General features: G+C 67.8%; 14 protein-coding genes. 7 read left to right on the top strand and 7 right to left on the bottom strand.

What is annotated here, in order from left to right; all coding sequences use genetic code 11:
* Positions 1-72 precede the first annotated feature (72 nt).
* Entirely contained in the window at positions 73-1794 is a 1722-nt protein-coding gene (locus C0V74_RS07330) for a bifunctional metallophosphatase/5'-nucleotidase (protein WP_210413396.1), read from the top strand.
* A 32-nt stretch (positions 1795-1826) separates the two neighbouring features.
* Here C0V74_RS07330 and C0V74_RS07325 read toward each other — a convergent pair whose 3' ends face one another.
* The 3 genes from C0V74_RS07325 to C0V74_RS07315 form a co-directional block, all read right to left on the bottom strand.
* Complete coding sequence (locus C0V74_RS07325; RefSeq protein WP_143251224.1) at positions 1827-2456, bottom strand: TetR/AcrR family transcriptional regulator; 630 nt, start codon at positions 2454-2456, stop codon at positions 1827-1829.
* An 82-nt stretch (positions 2457-2538) separates the two neighbouring features.
* A complete protein-coding gene (locus tag C0V74_RS07320; RefSeq protein WP_143251223.1) occupies positions 2539-4146 on the bottom strand; it encodes a carboxyl transferase domain-containing protein in 1608 nt (535 codons plus the stop codon).
* Positions 4143-5303: an isovaleryl-CoA dehydrogenase gene (locus C0V74_RS07315; protein WP_143251222.1), complete on the bottom strand. Its 1161-nt coding sequence runs from the start codon at positions 5301-5303 to the stop codon at positions 4143-4145. Before C0V74_RS07315 ends, C0V74_RS07320 begins: the two co-directional genes overlap by 4 nt.
* 161 nt (positions 5304-5464) lie before the next feature.
* On the opposite strand from C0V74_RS07315, the gene C0V74_RS07310 reads away from it, so the two are divergent.
* Positions 5465-6982 (top strand): PAS domain-containing protein, encoded by a 1518-nt coding sequence (locus C0V74_RS07310; protein ID WP_143251221.1) that lies wholly within the window; start codon positions 5465-5467, stop codon positions 6980-6982.
* A 10-nt stretch (positions 6983-6992) separates the two neighbouring features.
* Here C0V74_RS07310 and C0V74_RS07305 read toward each other — a convergent pair whose 3' ends face one another.
* From C0V74_RS07305 to lgt, 3 genes are read right to left on the bottom strand one after another with little or no spacing between them, the layout of a single operon-like run.
* A complete protein-coding gene (locus tag C0V74_RS07305) occupies positions 6993-7403 on the bottom strand; it encodes a DUF2147 domain-containing protein (RefSeq protein WP_131623070.1) in 411 nt (136 codons plus the stop codon).
* Between the two features lie 41 nt (positions 7404-7444).
* Entirely contained in the window at positions 7445-8506 is a 1062-nt protein-coding gene (locus C0V74_RS07300) for an SAM-dependent methyltransferase (RefSeq protein ID WP_143251220.1), read from the bottom strand.
* A gap of 9 nt (positions 8507-8515) precedes the next feature.
* Positions 8516-9415, bottom strand: a complete 900-nt coding sequence (gene lgt, locus C0V74_RS07295) for a prolipoprotein diacylglyceryl transferase (RefSeq protein WP_143252218.1) — start codon at positions 9413-9415, stop codon at positions 8516-8518.
* A gap of 120 nt (positions 9416-9535) precedes the next feature.
* Here lgt and C0V74_RS07290 point away from each other — a divergent pair, with 120 nt between their 5' ends.
* The 3 genes from C0V74_RS07290 to C0V74_RS07280 are packed head-to-tail and all read left to right on the top strand — an operon-like array spanning position 9536 to position 14715.
* On the top strand, positions 9536-11233 hold the full coding sequence (locus tag C0V74_RS07290) for a class I adenylate-forming enzyme family protein (RefSeq protein ID WP_143251219.1): 1698 nt from the start codon (positions 9536-9538) through the stop codon (positions 11231-11233).
* The gene (locus tag C0V74_RS07285; protein ID WP_143251218.1) at positions 11230-13986 is read left to right on the top strand and encodes a [protein-PII] uridylyltransferase; all 2757 of its coding nucleotides are present in this window, start codon (positions 11230-11232) and stop codon (positions 13984-13986) included. The genes C0V74_RS07290 and C0V74_RS07285 overlap by 4 nt, the downstream gene beginning before the upstream one ends.
* A 54-nt stretch (positions 13987-14040) precedes the next feature.
* Positions 14041-14715, top strand: a complete 675-nt coding sequence (locus C0V74_RS07280) for a murein L,D-transpeptidase catalytic domain family protein (protein WP_143251217.1) — start codon at positions 14041-14043, stop codon at positions 14713-14715.
* A 3-nt stretch (positions 14716-14718) separates the two neighbouring features.
* On the opposite strand, the gene C0V74_RS07275 is transcribed toward C0V74_RS07280, so the two are convergent.
* Positions 14719-15378: a YggS family pyridoxal phosphate-dependent enzyme gene (locus C0V74_RS07275; RefSeq protein WP_143251216.1), complete on the bottom strand. Its 660-nt coding sequence runs from the start codon at positions 15376-15378 to the stop codon at positions 14719-14721.
* A 6-nt stretch (positions 15379-15384) separates the two neighbouring features.
* Between C0V74_RS07275 and C0V74_RS07270 the strand changes: the two genes are divergently transcribed.
* A complete protein-coding gene (locus tag C0V74_RS07270; RefSeq protein WP_246844791.1) occupies positions 15385-15951 on the top strand; it encodes a thiamine phosphate synthase in 567 nt (188 codons plus the stop codon).
* Between the two features lie 88 nt (positions 15952-16039).
* A complete protein-coding gene (locus C0V74_RS07265; protein WP_143251215.1) occupies positions 16040-18397 on the top strand; it encodes a DNA translocase FtsK 4TM domain-containing protein in 2358 nt (785 codons plus the stop codon).
* The last annotated feature ends 39 nt before the right edge of the window (positions 18398-18436 follow it).

Here is an 18436-nt window from a genome sequence, read left to right as displayed (position 1 = left end):
ATTTGCCCGGAACGAAATGGCGGCGGGCGATTGCGTCTTGAAGGGGTCACCTTGAGTGTGCAGTCCCGGCGCATGATCCGTCAGTTTCTCGCCATTCCGCTCGCCCTTGGCCTCGCCGCCTGTGCGACCGTTCCGCGCCCCGTGTCCGAGCGGGCGCCGGAACCCGTCACCGTCCGCATCATCGGTCTGAACGACTTCCACGGCGCGCTGGAGCCGGTTCAGCGGCCGATCACCCTGGAAGACGGGCAGGGCGGCCGGCAGGAGGTTTACGCAGGCGGGGCTGCATGGCTCGCCGGTGCGGTGGCCCGGCTCCGCGCGCAGAACCCGTTCAACATGGCGATCGGCGCGGGCGACCTGATCAGCGCCAGCCCGCTCGCGTCCTCGCTGTTCCTCGACGAGCCGACCGTGGGCGTGATGAACCGCGTCCGCCTCAATTTCACCAGCGTCGGCAATCACGAATTCGATCGCGGGTGGCGCGAACTCAAGCGCCTGCGCGAAGGCGGCTGCGAGAAGTTCACCCTGCGCCAGCCGTGCGCGGTGGAGCCGGACTATAAAGGCACCGACTATCCCATTTTGGCTGCCAACGTGCGGATGCCCGACGGCTCCACGCTGTTCCCCGGCCACGGCATCAAGCGCTTCGGCTCCGGCGCGGATGCGGTCGCGGTCGGGGTGATCGGACTGACCCTGAAAGGCACCGCGCAGATCGTCGCGCCGGCGGGCATCGAAGGGCTGACTTTCGAGGACGAGGCGCAATCGATCAACGCGCTGGTGCCCCGTGTGCTGGCCGACGGGGCGGACGCGGTGGTGGTGGCGATCCACCAGGGGCTGGTGCCGGAAACGGGCGACAGCTTCACCGGTTGCGGCGCGATGGCCGGCGACTTGCGCGCCATCCTGGAGCAGCTCGATCCCCGGATCGACCTCGTCATCTCGGGCCATACCCACAAGGCGTATGTGTGCGATTTCGCGCAAGTCGATCCGGCTCGCCGGTTCACCGTCACCAGCGCCGGTTCGGCGGGCACGCTGCTGACCGACATCGCGGTGACCATCGACCCGCGCCGCGACGATGTAACCGCGATCAGCGCCCGCAACGTGCCGGTGCAAAGCGCGGGAGAGGGCCGTCCGGTCAATCCGGGCTTCGAAGCGTTCGAACCGGATGCCGAGGTCGCGGCGTATGTCGCCCGGTATGTCGCCGCCGCGGCACAAGTCGCTGACCGCCCGGTGGGGCGCATATCTGGTCCGGCGCGGCGCGGCGGCGCGGGAAGCAGCCTGGGCAACCTGGTCGCCGATGCGCAATTGGCGGCGACGCGGGGGGCGGGCGCGCAGGTGGCGTTCATGAATCCCGGTGGCATCCGCAGCGATCTGACCGCTCGTGAGGGCGGGGTGGTGACTTTCGGCGATATCTACGCGGTCCAGCCGTTCGGCAACACGCTGGTGACGATGAGCTATACCGGCGCGCAGTTGCTCCAGATTCTCGAACAGCAGTTCGCCAATCCCAACGAGCCCAAGATCCTGGCGGTCAGCGACGGGTTCACGATGACGCTCGATCCGGCGAAGCCGGCAGGGCAACGGGTGGTCCAGGCGGCGCTGAACGGGCAGCCGATCGATCCGGCGGCCACCTACCGGATCACGCTCAACAACTTCATCGCGGCGGGCGGGGACGGGTTTGCGGCCTTCAGGCAAGGCACCGATCCGGTGGTCGGCCCGCTCGATCTCGATGCGATCGAGCAGTACCTGCGCGCCGGCGACGTGATCCAGGTACCCCCGCCCGGGCGAGTGACGGTGGTCGGCGAGTAACGGGGGTCGGCGGCAGACCGCCGCGCCAGAGCTCAGGCGGCGCGCAGCCCGCTTACGCCGCGCGCGCCGCCATCGGCTGCGGATAGTCCCGCGAACAGCGTGTCGACGATCTGGCCCAGCTTCTCCTCGCTCAGCCGCTCATCCATGAAGATCAGCACTTCGGCCAGGGTGTAGGGCAGCACCATCTGGTTGATCAGGCTCAACGCGCGGTCGATCGCCAGCCCGTCGAACGCGCCTTCGACCTGCGCCTGGGCGATCAGTTCGCACAGGTAATGGTCGGCCAGGTCGACATAGCCGCGGATACGCTCGAACTGCGCGGCGCCCAGCTCGCAATAGGCCTTGAACGCGGCTGGATTGGCCCGGTAGCGTTCGCGGTTGAGGCGAAAGCGGCGGGCGAAGAATTCGTACATCTTGCGGTTGGGCGGCAGGTCACTGGCGAGCACGTCTTCCATGATCGCGGTGTGATCGACGAACCAGCGCTCGACGATGGCATCGAACAGCGCGCTTTCATCCGCGAAGATCGCCTCCACCCGCGCGCGGGGCATCCCGGCAAGGGTCGCCAGCGACCCGATGCTGATCGCATCGCCGCGCTCCTCGATCATCCGCTCGGCCACGCGGATGAGCCGTGCCTCGTCGTCGGCGTGATCGGCCCTGATGTTCATGTGAAACGCTCCCGCCTTCTGCGGTGCATCTAGGCGCGGACCCTTGCGAGGTGAAGAGGCGAGCTTAACAAATGGTCGAAGGTTACATCCGGAACACGCCGAACGCTGGCCTCTCCGCGACAGGTGCTTCCAGCGTGGCGGCGAAGGCTAGGCCGAGGACGTGGCGGGTCTGCGCCGGATCGATCACCCCGTCATCCCACAGGCGCGCGGTGGCGTAGTAGGGATTGCCTTCGTCCTCGTATTTCTGGCGGATCGGCGCCTTGAACGCTTCGGCCTGGTCGGGCGTCCAGGTATCGGCGTCACGGTGGACGGTGGCGAGCACCGAAGCCGCCTGCTCGCCGCCCATCACCGAAATGCGCGCGTTGGGCCAGGTAAACAGGAAGCGCGGGGAATAGGCGCGGCCCGCCATGCCGTAATTGCCCGCGCCGAAGCTGCCGCCGATCACCACGGTGATCTTGGGCACGGTGGCGGTGGCGACCGCGGTCACCAGCTTGGCGCCATGCTTGGCGATGCCTTCCGCCTCGTACTTGCCGCCGACCATGAAGCCGGAGATGTTCTGCAGGAACAGCAACGGGATGCGGCGCTGGCAGGCGAGTTCGATGAAGTGCGCGCCTTTGACCGCGCTTTCCGAAAACAGCACCCCGTTGTTGGCGAGGATCGCGACCGGCATCCCCCAGATGTGGGCAAAGCCGCAGACCAGGGTGCTGCCGTACAGCGCCTTGAATTCGTGGAACTCCGACCCGTCGACCAGCCGCGCGATCACCTCGTGCACGTCGTAGGGAGCGCGGACATCGTCGGGGATCAGGGCATAGAGGTCTTCGGCGTCGAACTTCGGCGGGCGCGGATCCTTCAGCGCGATATCCCGCGCGGCGCCGGTGTTGGCACCCAGATGGCTGACGATGTCGCGCACGATGGTGAGCGCGTGCTCGTCGCTTTCGGCCAGGTGATCAACCACGCCTGATTTGCGCGCATGAAGGTCTCCGCCCCCCAGGTCCTCGGCGCTGATCTCCTCGCCCGTGGCGGCCTTCACCAGCGGCGGGCCGGCGAGGAAGATGGTGCCCTGTTCACGCACGATCACCGATTCATCGGACATGGCGGGCACATAGGCACCGCCGGCAGTGCAGCTGCCCATCACGCAGGCGATCTGCGGGATGCCGGCCGCGCTCATCTGCGCCTGGTTGAAGAATATCCGCCCGAAGTGGTCGCGATCGGGGAACACCTCGGCCTGGTAGGGCAGGTTCGCGCCGCCGCTGTCCACCAGGTACACGCACGGCAGCCGGTTCTCGAACGCGATCTCCTGCGCGCGGAGGTGCTTCTTGACCGTCATCGGGTAATAGCTGCCACCCTTCACCGTCGGATCGTTGGCGACAATCATCACCTGCCGCCCCGACACGCGGCCGATCCCGGCGATCATCGAGGCGCCGTTCACGTCGCCTTCGTACATGCCGTTGGCGGCGAGCTGTCCGATCTCGAGAAACGGCGAACCCGGATCGAGCAGCCGCTCGACGCGCTCGCGGGGGAGCAGCTTGCCGCGCGACGTGTGCCGCTCGCGGTGCTTCTCCGGCCCGCCAAGCGCGGCCTCGGCAACCTTAGCGCGCAGCTCGTCCGCGAGGCTCTCGTTATGCGCAAAACGCGCCTTCGCCTCGGCACTCTCGCGGTCGAGCTTGGTGGTCAGGGCGGGCGCGGTCACCCGGCGGCGCCGATCAGTTCGCGGCCGATCAGCATGCGGCGGATCTCGTTTGTGCCGGCGCCGATGTCGAGCAGCTTGGCGTCGCGCAGGTAGCGTTCGACCGGCCAGTCCTTGGTATAGCCCGCGCCGCCCAGCGCCTGCACCGCCTCGCCCGCCACGCGGAAGGCGTTCTCGGATGCGAGCAGGATCGCGCCCGCCGCATCGAAGCGGGTGGTCTGGCCGGCGTCGCAGCTCTTGGCGACCGCATAGGTATACGCGCGCGCCGATTGCAGCGCGACGTACATGTCGGCCACCTTGGCCTGCATCAGCTGGAACGCGCCGATCGGCTTTCCGAACTGTTTGCGTTCGCGCAGGTACGGGATGACCGTGTCGAGGCACGCCTGCATGATGCCGAGCTGCAACCCGGCGAGCACCACCCGCTCGTAATCCAGCCCGCTCATCAGTACGCCGACCCCACCGTGGAGCGGGCCCATGATGTTTTCTTCCGGCACTTCGCAGTCGTCGAACACCAGTTCGGCGGTGGGCGAGCCGCGCATGCCCATCTTGTCGATCTTCTGCCCGATGGAGAAGCCGGGCATGTCCTTTTCGATCAGGAACGCGGTGATGCCCTTCGATCCTTCGCCGGTCTTGGCATAGACCACCAGCGTATCGGCATAAGTCGCATTGGTGATCCAGAACTTGGTGCCGTTGAGGACGTATCCGCCCTGTACCGCCTCCGCCTTCAGCTTCATCGAGACGACGTCCGACCCGGCGCTCGCCTCACTCATCGCCAGGCTGCCGACGTGTTCGCCGCTGATCAGCTTGGGCAGGTACTTCGCCTTCTGCTCCGGATTGCCCCAGCGGCGGATCTGGTTGACGCACAGATTCGAATGCGCGCCGTAGCTGAGGCCCACGCTGGCAGACGCGCGGCTGATCTCCTCCACCGCGATGACATGTTCGAGGTAGCCGAGGCCGAGGCCGCCCCATTCCTCCTCCACCGTGATCCCGTGCAGGCCGAGCGCGCCCATCGTGGGCCACAGTTCGCGCGGAAACCAGTCCTCCCGGTCAGCCTTTGCGGCCAGCGGCGCGACCTGTTCATCGGCAAAGCGCGCGGTTGCCTCGCGGATCATCTCGGCGCTGTCGCCAAGCTGGAAATCGAAGTCGGGGGTCGCGCGCAAATGAGGTCTCCGGGAGCTGGTGCCGCGCGCATAGACGAGCCGCGGGCTCCGGCGCAAATTGTTCAAAAGGCGCGACTTGTGCGTTCATCAGGTTCGCGGCGCAAAGTCTTTGAGGTGCGGGCGTTTTTAGGCTAGAACCTGCTCTGGATCGCCGCTCAGACATGACCTTGGACGCAACCGCCACTCGCGCCTCGGGCGCCAACCCGGTCGTCGCGCCATGCGGCGAGGACGAGCGCGCCTTCGTGCTGGCTGCCTATGGCCTCGATGCGCTGCAAGACGACGCGGAGTTGTCGGCAATCGCCCATTTCGCCGCCCAGCTGTGCAACGCGCCCACCGGCGTGGTCACTATGGTCGAGAGCGAGCGGCAACGCTTCATCGCCCGGGCCGGCATCGACGAACGCGAAACGCCGCGCGCGGTCAGCTTCTGCGCCCACGCGATGCTGGGCAGCGAGCCGATGGTGGTGGCCGATGCGCGCAGCGATCCGCGGTTTGCCGATAACGGGCTGGTCAAGGGGCCTCCCCACATCCGGTTCTATGCCGGAGCGCCGCTGGTTTCGGGCGAGGGCGTTCCGCTCGGCGCACTCGCTGTCATCGATAGCGAGCCGCGGCCCGGCGGCTTGACCGAACTGCAGCGGCAGGGGCTGGAAACCATGGCCCAGGCCGTGATGTGCCGCCTTTCCGCCTTGCGGGCCGAGCGCGAATCGCAGGCACGCGCGTTCGAAAGCGCGCGGGCGATGCGCGAGATCGCCGATCTGGTGCCCGGAGTGGTCTGGTCGGCCGACAGCGCTGGCAAGTTCGATTATTTCAACGTGCGCTGGGAGGTGACCACTGGTGCGCCTCCGCCGACCGACCTCTCGGATTGGCGCCACACGGTGCACGCCGACGATACGGAGCGGACGCTGGCGGCGTGGCAGACCAGCTTTGGCGGCGGCAAGCCGTTCGAAAGCGAATACCGGCTGAAGCAGGCGGATGGCAGCTGGCGCTGGACACTGGCGCGCGCCCTGCCGGTGCACGACCGCCAGGGCGAGGTGATCCGCTGGTACGGCACGCTGACCGATGTCGATGACGGCCACCGCCAGTCGGAAAATCGCGATCTGCTGGCGCGCGAGCTGTCGCACCGGATCAAGAACATCTTCGCGGTCATCGCCGGGCTGGTGTCGCTGCGCGCGCGCCAGGCGCCCGAAGCGGCCGAATTCGCGCAGGGCCTGGTCGGCACGATCCACGCGCTGGGCCGGGCGCACGATTACGTCCGCCCGATGGAAGGCGTGAAGGGCGACAACCTGCGCGGGCTGCTGACCGAGCTGATGGCGCCATACGATGACGGCAACGGGCGGGTGGCGATCGTTGGCGACGACTGCTCGATCGGCCCGCGCGCGGCCACGCCGCTGGCGCTGGCGTTCCATGAACTGGCGACCAATTCGGCCAAGTACGGCGCGCTGTCGGTCGAAGGCGGATCGGTGCGGATCGAGATCGACTGCCCCGATGGCGGCACCGTGGCGCATATCCACTGGCGCGAGAAAGACGGCCCCTCGGCCACTGATCCCGGTGACGAGGGGTTCGGTTCACGCCTGATGAAAAGCGCGATCGAGGGGCAGCTCAGCGGGAAGCTGGAGCGACGGTTCGAAACAGGCGGGCTCGAGGTCGATCTGTCGGTGCCGTTCGCGTCGATGCACCGCTAGACCGCGCAGGTCAGCCTCCGCGGCGCCACACTTGGGTCTGGCAGAACGGGCCGATGCAGCCTTTCACCTCCAGCCGGTTGGCATCGAGCCGGCGCAGAACCGATCGGTACGATTTGCCCGCCTTGGGATCGTAGATCGTGCCCCGCCAGACCGCGCCGTCCTCGCTGAAGCCGGTCAGGATCGGCAGCCCGAGCAGTTTGCGGCTGCGCAGCGCGGCGTTCGGATTGTTGACATCGCGCTGGTCCAGGCCCTGCGGCGGCGGGGTCAGGAACCGGTCCAGCCGCCCGCAGAGGGACTTGCCGCACGGGGCGATCCGGACGACCCCGTCCTTCGCGGCCGTGACCCAGGTGCCCGCGATCGGTTCGGCGGCCGCGAGGGGCGTGGCCGTCAGCAACGCCGCGGCCAGGATGGCAAGGCGCATGCCGGTGTCTTTCAAGCCAGCGTCTTTCAAGCCAGTGTCCTTCATGTCTCGTCAAAGCCCGCGCCGCGCGGCCAGCCCGGTGCGGCAAGGCCCATGACCTTGAACAGAGTGCCCATCTGATCGCCGGCGATCAAGCGATCCCGGGACGCGAGCACTTCGCCGCGCAAGTGCGGGGCGCGCACACAGAGCGCCTCGGCGCGGGTTTCGATGCCGAGCGCGCGCAGCCAGTGCCCTTGCGTGACGGTGCCCATCCACTGGGCCCCCCGCGAGGCAGCCACCCGGGCGAGGGTCGCGAAATCGACGTGTGCGGTGAGATCCGCTGCGCCCGGCATCGCGAGGGGGTCGACCTTGCGGTGCCGCGCGACCGCCTGCAGGGTCGATCCACCACGCATGTCGGCGTGGCCGTAATCGATCAGGAGCGCACACCCGCCCTGCGCAGCGAGACGCCCGGCGATTTCATAGACGATCGCGGCCGACGCGGGCGATGTCTCGATGATCGCGCCCTGACGCGCACCGCTCCATTCTGCGGGCACCGCAGCGTCCATCGGCACGCTGCCGGCGACGTAGACCAGCTTGTCGCCATCCAGCCCGACCGACCGTTCACGCCAGCCCTCGGCCGCGCGAACCAGCTGCCGCACCGGGAGGGCGTCGAGAAATTCGTTGCCGACCACCAGCACCGGGCCGGTCATCGGCACAGTGGTCAGATCGTCGTGGAAATGGGCGTGCGGCACTGCCTCCAGCTGCACTTTCTTGAGCGCGGGCGAGCCTTCGACGAAGTGGACGGCGGGCACCAGACCATAGCGCTTCATGGTGCGCAGCGCGTCCTTCGCCAGCGTGCCGCGCCCGGGGCCGAGTTCGACGTAATGGACCGGTTCTTCCCGGCCGGCGCGGATCCACAGGTCGGCGAGCCACAGCCCGATCAGCTCGCCGAACATCTGGCTGATCTCGGGCGCGGTGACGAAATCGCCGTCGGTGCCGAGCGGGTCCTTGGCGGCATAATAGCGCGCGTTGGATTCAGCCATGTAGTGCGCCAGGCTGATCGGTCCGTGCGTGCGGATCAGCCGGCGGAACACCTCGGCCAGCGGCATGGAATCATCGGCCATGCAGTGGGTTCAGGCGGCGGCGGGCCGGGTCGCCTGCGTCCCCAGCGGCGGCCGCATCAGCGCGCGCGCGGCGATCACCACGCCCAGCACGATCAGCGGGACGGTCAGCCACTGGCCCATCGACAGCCCCGTCTGCCGTGCGAGCTCGGCCAGCTGGGCATCGGGTTCGCGGTAGAATTCAACCGTGAAGCGGCCCAGCGCGATGCCCGCGGTGAACACGCCCACCAGCAGCCCCGGGCGCCAGCGGGCGCGGGTTTTCCAGAACAGCAGCAGCATGATGACGATCAGCACTGCCCCTTCCAGCGCCGCTTCGTACAGCTGGCTGGGGTGGCGCGGCAGGCCGAGGGGGTCGGTCGGGAAAATCATCGCCCACGGCACGTCGGTCGGGCGGCCCCACAGCTCCCCATTGATGAAATTGGCCAGCCGCCCGAACATCATCCCGAACGCCACGTTGACCGAGATGTAGTCCGCCGTGCGCAGGAAGCTGATCTGCCCGCGCCAGCAGACCCACGCGATCGCCGCCAGCACGCCGAGCACGCCGCCGTGGAAGCTCATCCCCCCGTCCCACAGCCGCAGCAGGTCCCAGCTGGGCGTCTGCCCCGGGGTAAAGTTGGTGAACATCGACGGGATGCCGGTATCGCCGCCCGTATAGAACGCGGCATAGCCCAGCCGTCCGCCGATGATGATGCCAAGGGTGCAATAGAAGAACAGGTCGTCGGCATGGCGCTGCGCCATCGGGCTGCCCGGCGCCTTGATCATCCGGCCAAGGTGCCAGTAGCCCAGCATGATGCCGGCGAGATAGGCGAGGCTGTAGAACCGAAGCTCGAAGAAGCCGAGGCTGATGCCCTTCCTCAGGCCAAGATCCTCGAACCGGATAGCCTGCGAGGCGTCGGCCAGTAGTGACAGCAGCACGTTTGATCCTTAACCCTGGCCGCTTCCCCACGCGGGGCTTCGGCCGTCCGCGCGGGTCTTTGGCATAGCGCGGCGCGCGGTGAAAGCCCGGCGCCAAAACAGCGGAAGAGGAACACCATGCTGACCGAGCTCGATCGAGACATCCAGCGGATCAACACCCAGCTCACCGGAGCAGGGCAGATGTTCGAGACGAAGCAGGTCGAACGGCGCGGGGTGGAGATGCCCGCGTTCGTCAACGCGCCGCCCAGCATCGCGCATTACTTCGCGCACTTCGTGCAGCAGCATAAGGATACGGTGTTCATCGTCGACGGCGACCAGCGGCTGACGTTCGGCGAGATGTATGCCGCCGCGGCCAGCGTCGCGCACGGGCTCGCCACCCGGCACGGGATGAAGCGCGGCGACCGCGTGGGGATCGCGGCGCGCAATTCGGCGAACTGGATCGCCGCCTACATGGGCGTGCTGATGGGCGGCGGGTGCGCCTCGCTGCTCAACGGCTGGTGGACCGGAGAGGAACTCGCGTTCGGGATCGACCTGTGCGAATGCTCGATCGTGCTTGCCGACCGGCAGCGTGCGGAGCGGCTCGCGGGGGTCGCCCACGGCGCGAAGGTGGTGGTGTTCGACCACGACGGGCCGCCGGCGGTGGGGCTGGAGCCGATCTGGGCCGAAGGCGACACCGCCATGCGGATGCTCGGCGAACTGGGGCCGGACGACCTGGCGACGATCCTCTACACCTCAGGCTCGACCGGCTCGCCCAAGGGCGCGTATTCCGACCATCTCGGCAAGGTCAGCGCGGTGATGAACTACATCGCCCAGACCGCCACCATCGTGCAGCTGTTCACCGAAAAGGGCGAGATGCCGAGCGTACAGCCGAGCGCGCTGGTCAACGTGCCGCTGTTCCACGTGACGGGCGAAGTGCCAGTGTTCCTGCAAAGCTTCGCGATGGGGCGCAAGCTGGTGCTGATGCCCAAGTGGAACGCGACCGAGGCGCTGCGCTTGCTGGAGAAAGAACAGATCACCTACTTCGTCGGCGTCCCGCTGATGAGCTTCGAACTCGCCACTCACCCGGACCGCGACAAGTACGACCTGTCTGCCTGCAAGACCTTTGCCGGCGGCGGCGCCCCGCGCCCGCCGGAACACGTGACCAAGATCAAGGAGGCGTTTTCCGAAGGGTTCCCGGTGCTCGGCTATGGCCTCACCGAAACCAACGGGGTCGGCTGCGGCAACATGAACGAGAACTATCTCGCCAAGCCGGGTTCCACCGGCACCGCGTCGAAGCCGCTGGTGGACCTCGCGATCCTCGACGACGCCGGGCAGCCGGTGCCGCAGGGGCAGGTGGGCGAAGTGTGCATGCGGTCGGCGTGCAATTTCCTTGGCTATTGGCGCAACGAGGAAGCGACGGAAGCCGCGTACACGTCGGACGCATATTTCCGCACCGGGGACCTCGGCTACGTCGACGAGGACGAATACCTGTTCATCGTCGACCGCAAGAAGGACATCATCATCCGCGGCGGCGAGAACATCGCCTGTATCGAGGTGGAGCAGGAAATCTACGCTCACCCCAACATCGCCGAATGTTCGGTGTTCGGCCTGCCGGACGAGCGCTTTGGCGAGGTTCCGGCGGCGGTGTACCGATCGAAGGACGGGCGCGATGTCGATCCGGAGGACCTGACCGAGTTCCTTGCCGAGCGGCTGGCGAAGTTCAAGATTCCGCAGCACCTGTGGCAGGTGAACGAAGCCCTGCCCCGGCTCGGCACCGAAAAGATCGACAAGCGCGCGCTGCGCACCCGGTACACGGAGGAGATGGAGGCCGCTTGAGCCAGCTGCGCATCCCCAACCAGCGTGCGGTGGTGAACCGCCGCGCGCTGTCAGGCGCAATCGCCGAGCTGGCGAGCGGGGGCAAGGATGCGCGTCCGCGGATCGTCGCCGTGCTGAAAGCGGCGCTGGAGGCCGGCCGCGCCGAACTCGACCGCCGCCTGACCGAAAAGCCGTCGGCAGGGCACGAGATCACCGGTGGTCACGCGTTCCTGATCGACCAGCTGGTGCGCACGATCCACGATCACGTGATCGCGGACGTCTATCCCGCCAGCAACCGCTCCACCGGGGAGCGGCTGACCCTGATCGCGGTCGGCGGCTATGGCCGGTCGGAAATGGCGCCGCATTCGGACGTCGACATCGCTTTCCTGCATCCCACCCGCAACGCGCCGTGGTGCGAGCAGGTGATCGAGGCGATGCTCTATTACCTGTGGGATCTGGGGCTGAAGGTCGGCCATTCGAGCCGGTCGGTCGACGAGATGATCCGCCTGGCCCGGGCTGATCTCACCATTCGCACCGCGCTGCTCGAAGGCCGCTACGTCTGGGGCGATCAGGACCTGTACGACGAGGCGATGCGCCGCTTCGCCGACGAGGTGGTGAAGGGCACCGAGAAGCAGTTCGTCGCCGAGAAGCTGGAAGAACGCAACGCGCGGCACAAGCGCATGGGCGACAGCCGCTATGTCGTCGAACCCAACGTCAAGGACGGCAAGGGGGGCCTGCGCGATCTGCAGACGCTGTACTGGATCGGCAAGTACATCCACAAGGTGCGGGTCGCGGCCGAACTGGTCGACGTCGAGCTGTTCACGCGCGACGAGTACCGCAATTTCCGCCGGGCCGAGGCATTCATGCTGGCGGTGCGCTGCCACCTGCACACCATCACCGGGCGGGCCGAGGACCGGCTGACCTTCGACCTGCAGCGCGCGGTCGCGGCGCGGATGAATTTCGCCGACCGGCCCGGCAAGAGCGCGGTCGAGCGGTTCATGCAGTTCTATTTCCTGCAGGCGAAGCGGGTCGGCAGCCTGACCGGCGTGTTCCTGGCGCACATCGACGAGCAGTTCGCCAAAAACCGTGCGCGTAAGGGGTTCCTTGCTAGCTTCACCCCGCGGGCGCGCCTGCTCAAGGGATTCCGCGTGTTCGGCGGCAAGATCGCCGCGCCGTCCGACGACTGGTTCCGCAAGGACCCGGTCCGGCTGATCGAGCTGTTCCAGCTGGCCGAGGCCAACAGCCTTGATATCCATCCCGAAACCATGCGCCAGGCGGCGCGCGATGCCGGGTTGATCAAGCCCGAGGTGCGCGACGATCCGCGCGCCAACGCGCTGTTCCTCGATGTGCTCGCCGGCCGCCACGATCCCGAAGGCGTGCTGCGGTGGATGAACGAGGCGGAGGTGTTCGGCCGGTTCGTGCCCGATTTCGCGCGGGTGAACGCGCAGATGCAGTTCGACATGTACCACCACTACACGGTCGACGAGCACACCATCCGCGCGATCGGCCTGCTCTCCCGGATCGAAAAGGGGGAACTGCAGGCGGATCATCCGCGCTCGACCCGGCTGATCCACGAAGTCGCCAGCCGGCGCGTCGCGTACGTCGCGGTGCTGCTGCACGATATCGCCAAGGGGCGCGGCGGGGACCATTCGGTGCTCGGCGGCGAAGTGGCCGAGGCGCTGTGTCCCCGCTTTGGCCTCGACGCGGGCGAGACGGATCTTGTCGCCTGGCTGGTGCGCCAGCATCTCCTGATGAGCCGCACCGCCTTCAAGCGCGACCTGACCGATCCCAAGACCATCGAGGATTTCGTGTCCGAAGTGCAGAGCGTCGAGCGGCTGCGGCACCTGATGATCCTTACCGCGGTGGACATCCGCGCGGTGGGGCCGGGCACCTGGAACAGCTGGAAGGGGCAGCTGCTCGGCGAACTCTACGACGCGGCCGAAGAGCGCCTGCGGCTGGGCCACATGAAGCATGGGCGCAAGGACCGGGTGGCGGCGAAGAAGGATCGCGTCGAGGCCTTGCTGGGCGACAAGGCCGGGCTGCTGCGGCTTTATGCCGACCGGTTCGACGACAGCTACTGGATCGCCGAGCCGGAAGACATCGCCGCGCTGAACCTGATCCAGTACGGGGTCAGTCACGAGGATCAGGGCCACCTGTCGATCCAGTGCGAAGTCTATCCCACCCGGGGCGCCACGCTGGTGACGGTGATCGCGGCCGATCACCCGGGCCTGTTCTACCGCATCGCGGGCGGCATCCACCTGGCGGGCGCGAACATCATCGACGCGCGCATCCATACCACCCGCAGCGGCTGGGCGGTCGACAACTTCCTGGTGCAGGACCCGCAAGGACGCCCGTTCAGCGAGCCCGCGCAGATTGTGCGGATCGAGCAGGCGATCGCCGATGCGCTGGCCAACCGCACCGCGCTGGTGCCCCAGCTTGCCAAGCGTCCGCTGCCGCATAGCCGCGCGCGGGCATTCGATGTGCGCCCGGTGGTCCGGTTCGACAACCAGGCTTCGGGCCGGTTCACGGTGGTCGAAGTCAATGCCCGCGACCGCGCGGCGCTGCTCAACCGGCTCGCCCGCGCCCTGTTCGAAAGCCGCCTGCTGGTGCTCAGCGCGCACATCACCAACTACGGCGAGCGCGCGGCGGATACGTTTTACGTCACCGACCTGACCGGGGGGAAGATCACCGCTCCCGCCCGCCTGAAAGCGATCGAGGCGGCGCTGCTGGACGCGGCCAGCGACGAACGGCAGGCGGAGCTGGAGAGCGCCTGAGGCAAGCCGGGCGGGATACAGGCTAGCGAAAGGGCGCGTTTGCTAAGCAGCGCCATGTTCGCAGCCACTCATTCGCTTCAACCGGATCGCCGGAAGTTCCTCGCTGGCGCGGGCATCGCCGCAGCCGGTCTTGCCATTCCGCTGGCGTCGAGCGCCTCGCGCTGGGCCGCGCCCAAGCCGCTGCCGCCGGTGGCTGCTACGCCCGTTCCCGCCGCACCCGACCTTGCCATGCCGCGCCTGTTCCCGCGCGCGCTGGCGGCGCTGGATGCGCACGGCGGCCGGATCTCGCACCGCGACCGCGTCGGAGTGGTGGACTTCGCGCAAGCGTCGCGCGAGCCGCGGTTCCATCTGGTCGACCTCGCTAACGGGGACGTGACCAGTCATCTGGTCGCGCACGGCAGCGGGTCCGATCCGGATCGCAGCGGCTGGCTGCACCGGTTTTCCAACCAGCCAGATTCGAACGCCTCGTCGCGCGGCGCTTTCCTCACCAGCGCGGAGTACGTCGGCAAGCACGGCCGGTCGCGTCGGTTGATCGGGCTCGATCGCGACAACAACATGGCCGAGCCGCGCGCGATCGTGATCCATGCCGCCGACTACGTCAGCGAGGCCATGGCCGCGGCGCAGGGGCTGATCGGCCGCAGCCAAGGCTGCTTCGCGTTCACGGCCGATGCCTTGGGCGATGTCATGGACCGGCTCGGGCCAGGCCGCCTGATCTTCGCCTGGAAGTAGCGCCTAGTCGCGCGTCCCGAACAGCGCGGTGCCGACGCGCACGTGCGTGGCGCCGAGCATGATCGCGGTCTCGTAATCGCCGCTCATCCCCATGGAGCGCCCGTCCAACCCGTGGTCGCGCGCCAGCTTGTCGAGCAAGGCGAAGAACGGTGCCGGCTCGATATCGGCAGGCGGCACGCACATCAGGCCGATCACGGGCACGTCCGCCTCGCGCGCCTGACCGAGCAGGGCGGGCAGGTCCTGCACCGGGCAGCCGCCCTTCTGCGGCTCGTTCCCCACATCGACCTGGACGAAGCACGGCACCTGTCGCCCAACCTTGTCGTAGGCCTTGGCGAGCGCGGTCAGCAGGCTCGGCCGGTCGAGCGAGTGGATGCAGTCGAACAGGTGCGCGGCGTCCTCGGCCTTGTTCGACTGAAGCTGACCGACGAGGTGCAGCTGAGCATCGGGCCAGCGTTCACGCAGGGCGGGCCACTTCGCGGCTGCTTCCTGCACCCGGTTCTCACCGAACACCCGCTGGCCCGCCTCCAGCAGCGGCGCGATCGCTTCGGCGGGGTGAGTCTTGCTCACCGCGACCAGCGTGACTTCGGCAGGCTCCCGCCGCGCCAGCGTGGCGGCGTGGGCGATACGGTCGTGGATTTCGCTGAGGCGCAACGCTGCATTCATGGTCCGATGCGCTATAACGGCGGCATGGGCATGCGCCAGTCTCTCTCCGATCTGTGGCTCCTGTCGGATCCGCGCAACGACGAGTTGCTGCCCCGCGCGCTGCGCGCCTTGCCGCGCGGTTCCGCGTTCATCTTCCGCCACTATCACCTCGATCCCCGAAGCCGCCGAGCCCGGTGGGACGAGCTGATGCCGCTGGTGCGCGAAGGCGGGTTGCTCGCGCTCCTGTCCGGCAGCGACGATCAGGCGCGCGAGTGGGGCGCGGTCGGCAGCTACGGTCCGCCCGAAGCGGTCGGCGAAGCGCCCGAACTGCTCCGCGTGGCGACCGTGCACGACGCGAACGAGATCGCGCACGCCAACGCTTCCGGCGCCGATGCGGTGATGCTGTCGCCGGTGTTCGCCACCCGCACGCATCCCAACATCACCCCGCTTGGCCCCGAACGGTTCCATGCGCTCGCGGCGCTGGCGGAAATGCCGGTGATCGCGCTGGGCGGCATGACCTTCGAACGTGCCCGCGAGCTGGGGTGGGGCCGCTGGGCGGCGATCGACGGACTTGCGCTCAAACAGGATTCCTGACGCCGCGCACCGCTGACGTCATGGATTCTTGACGCCCGAGTCCCCGACCTGCGATAACCGCCCCAGACGGGTTAGGGGGAAAGCGGCAATGGCGACACGGGCAATCGGGCCAGGAACGGGCAGGACGCCCGTGGCCGATTGGCGCGCGGCGTTTCGCCGCAGCTTGCGCCGGGCCGCGCAGATGACCGGCGCCGCCGCGCTGTTCGGCGCGATGCTGTTCCTCGGCCTCGCGCTCGCCAGCTACACCCAGACCGACCCCAGCGGCTCCACCGCCGCCGCTGGCGATGACGTGCGCAACTGGATGGGCGCGAGCGGGGCGTGGGTTGCCGAACGCGTGTACTTCCTGTTCGGCGCGACCGGGGTCCTGCTGCTGCCGCTGCTCTACGTATTCGCGCGCAAGCTGTGGCACGATATCGAGGACGAGGACGAGGATCTGCGCACCCGCTGGTGGCGGCCGACCCTGCTGCTGCTCGGATCGATGGCGCTGATCGGCACGGTGCTGGCGCTGGCGTTCGACCGGCCCGGCGGCTCGCTGCCCGCGTCGCTCGGCGGGATCACCGGACTGCTCGGCGCCGCGGGGATCGAGGCGGTCGCGAGCCGGCTGGGCGAAGGCATCTCCGGCTGGGTGATCTTGGCACTAGCGCTGGTCGCGCTCGCGGGAGGAGTGATCGGCGTAACCCGCGTATTCGCGCTCGACTGGGTGCAGCTTCTCACCCTGCCGCGTTTCCTGAAGCGCGCGCCGGCGCTGCCCGAGCGGCTGGCGGAGGTGGACCTGCCGTTCATGCCCAAGCCGCGCGCCAAGCGTGAGGCTGCCGCACCCGACGAAGCGCCGCAGTTCACTGAACGCCGCGCCCCTGAGATCGCGGAGCCGAGCCTCGCCCCGCGCCCGGCGAAGCCCGCCGGCAAGACTGCGCAGAAGGACCTGTTCGCCAGCTATCAGCTGCCCAGCATCGACCTGCTCACCGACCCTCCGTCGCAGGCCGCGCCCAAGCTCGACAAGCTGGCGCTGGAGCGCAACGCGCGGCTGCTGGAAACCGTGCTCGACGATTTTAACGTCAAGGGCGAGATTACCGCGGTTCGCACCGGCCCGGTGGTGACGATGTACGAACTGGAACCGGCGCCGGGCATCAAGGCCAGCCGCGTGATCGGTCTCGCCGAAGACATCGCCCGCAACATGAGCGCGATCAGCGCGCGCGTGTCCTCCATCCCCGGCAAGACGGTGATGGGCATCGAGTTGCCCAATGCCGACCGCCAGACGATCGCCTACAAGGAGCTCGCCGGGTGCGAGGCGTTCGTCGATGCCAAGGGCACGCTGCCGATCATCCTGGGCAAGGACATCGCCGGCGAACCGATCGTGGCCGATCTGGCCGCGATGCCGCACCTGCTGGTCGCCGGCACCACCGGGTCGGGCAAGTCGGTCGGGCTCAACTGCATCCTCCTCAGCCTGCTTTACCGCTTCACGCCCGACGATTGCCGGCTGATCCTGATCGACCCCAAGGTGCTGGAGCTGAAAAGCTACGACGACATTCCGCACCTGCTGTCGCCGGTGGTAACCGAGCCGTCGAAGGCGGTCCGCGCGCTGAAATGGGCGGTCGAGGAGATGGAGCGGCGGTATCGCTGGATGAGCAGCATCGGCGCGCGCAACATCGCCGGCTTCAACGAACGGGTCCGCACCGCCAACGCGAAGGGCAAGCCGCTCGGCCGCCGGGTCCAGACCGGGTTCGATCCCGACACCGGCGAAGAGCTGTTCGAGGAAGAGCAGCTCGAATACACGGCGCTGCCGCAGATCGTGCTGATCGTCGACGAACTGGCCGACCTGATGGTGACCGTCGGCAAGGAAGTCGAAGTGCTGATTCAGCGGCTCAGCCAGAAAAGCCGCGCCGCCGGCATCCACCTGATCATGGCCACCCAGCGCCCGTCGGTCGATGTCATCACCGGCGTGATCAAGGCCAATCTGCCGACCCGCATCAGCTTCAACGTCACCAGCCGGATCGACAGCCGCACGATCCTGGGTGAGCAGGGCGCCGAACAGCTGCTGGGCAAGGGCGACATGCTCTACAAGCCGGGATCGGGCGCGCTTCAGCGTGTCCACGGCCCGTTCGTGTCCGACGACGAGGTGGAGCGCGTGGCTGAACACTGGCGCGGCCAGGGCAAGCCCGATTACGTCGACGCGGTGACGGAGGAGCCTGAAGAAGGCATGGGCTTCGGGTTCGATGACGAGCTGACCGCCTCCGACAATCCCGAAGAGCGCAAGTACCGCCAGGCCTGCCAGATTGTGTTTGAACATCAAAAGGCGTCGGGTTCGTGGCTCCAGCGCCAGATGGGCGTCGGCTACAACACCGCCGCCAAGTGGATCGAGAAGATGGAGGAGGATGGCTTCGTCGGCCCTGCCAACCATGTCGGCCGGCGCGACATCTACCGCGACAAGGATGGCAATCCGCTGTGACCTGACGTTACGTCGGCCGGGGGGGCTGCCGAGAATTGT

It is taken from the genome of Altererythrobacter sp. TH136 (assembly GCF_007065885.1).
Taxonomy (GTDB): domain Bacteria; phylum Pseudomonadota; class Alphaproteobacteria; order Sphingomonadales; family Sphingomonadaceae; genus Tsuneonella.
The sequence above is the reverse complement of the archived record's forward strand: the minus strand, read 5'-3'. Positions and strand labels throughout refer to the sequence as shown.

What these genes read in the sequence shown, in the direction of transcription:
- C0V74_RS07330 (WP_210413396.1), top strand. Translation starts at nt 73, where the DNA reads ATGATCCGTCAGTTTCTCGCCATTCCGCTCGCCCTTGGCCTCGCCGCC.
- C0V74_RS07325 (WP_143251224.1), bottom strand. Translation starts at nt 2,456, where the DNA reads ATGAACATCAGGGCCGATCACGCCGACGACGAGGCACGGCTCATCCGC.
- C0V74_RS07310 (WP_143251221.1), top strand. Translation starts at nt 5,465, where the DNA reads ATGACCTTGGACGCAACCGCCACTCGCGCCTCGGGCGCCAACCCGGTC.
- C0V74_RS07305 (WP_131623070.1), bottom strand. Translation starts at nt 7,403, where the DNA reads ATGCGCCTTGCCATCCTGGCCGCGGCGTTGCTGACGGCCACGCCCCTC.
- C0V74_RS07300 (WP_143251220.1), bottom strand. Translation starts at nt 8,506, where the DNA reads ATGGCCGATGATTCCATGCCGCTGGCCGAGGTGTTCCGCCGGCTGATC.
- C0V74_RS07290 (WP_143251219.1), top strand. Translation starts at nt 9,536, where the DNA reads ATGCTGACCGAGCTCGATCGAGACATCCAGCGGATCAACACCCAGCTC.
- C0V74_RS07280 (WP_143251217.1), top strand. Translation starts at nt 14,041, where the DNA reads ATGTTCGCAGCCACTCATTCGCTTCAACCGGATCGCCGGAAGTTCCTC.
- C0V74_RS07275 (WP_143251216.1), bottom strand. Translation starts at nt 15,378, where the DNA reads ATGAATGCAGCGTTGCGCCTCAGCGAAATCCACGACCGTATCGCCCAC.
- C0V74_RS07270 (WP_246844791.1), top strand. Translation starts at nt 15,385, where the DNA reads ATGCGCTATAACGGCGGCATGGGCATGCGCCAGTCTCTCTCCGATCTG.
- C0V74_RS07265 (WP_143251215.1), top strand. Translation starts at nt 16,040, where the DNA reads ATGGCGACACGGGCAATCGGGCCAGGAACGGGCAGGACGCCCGTGGCC.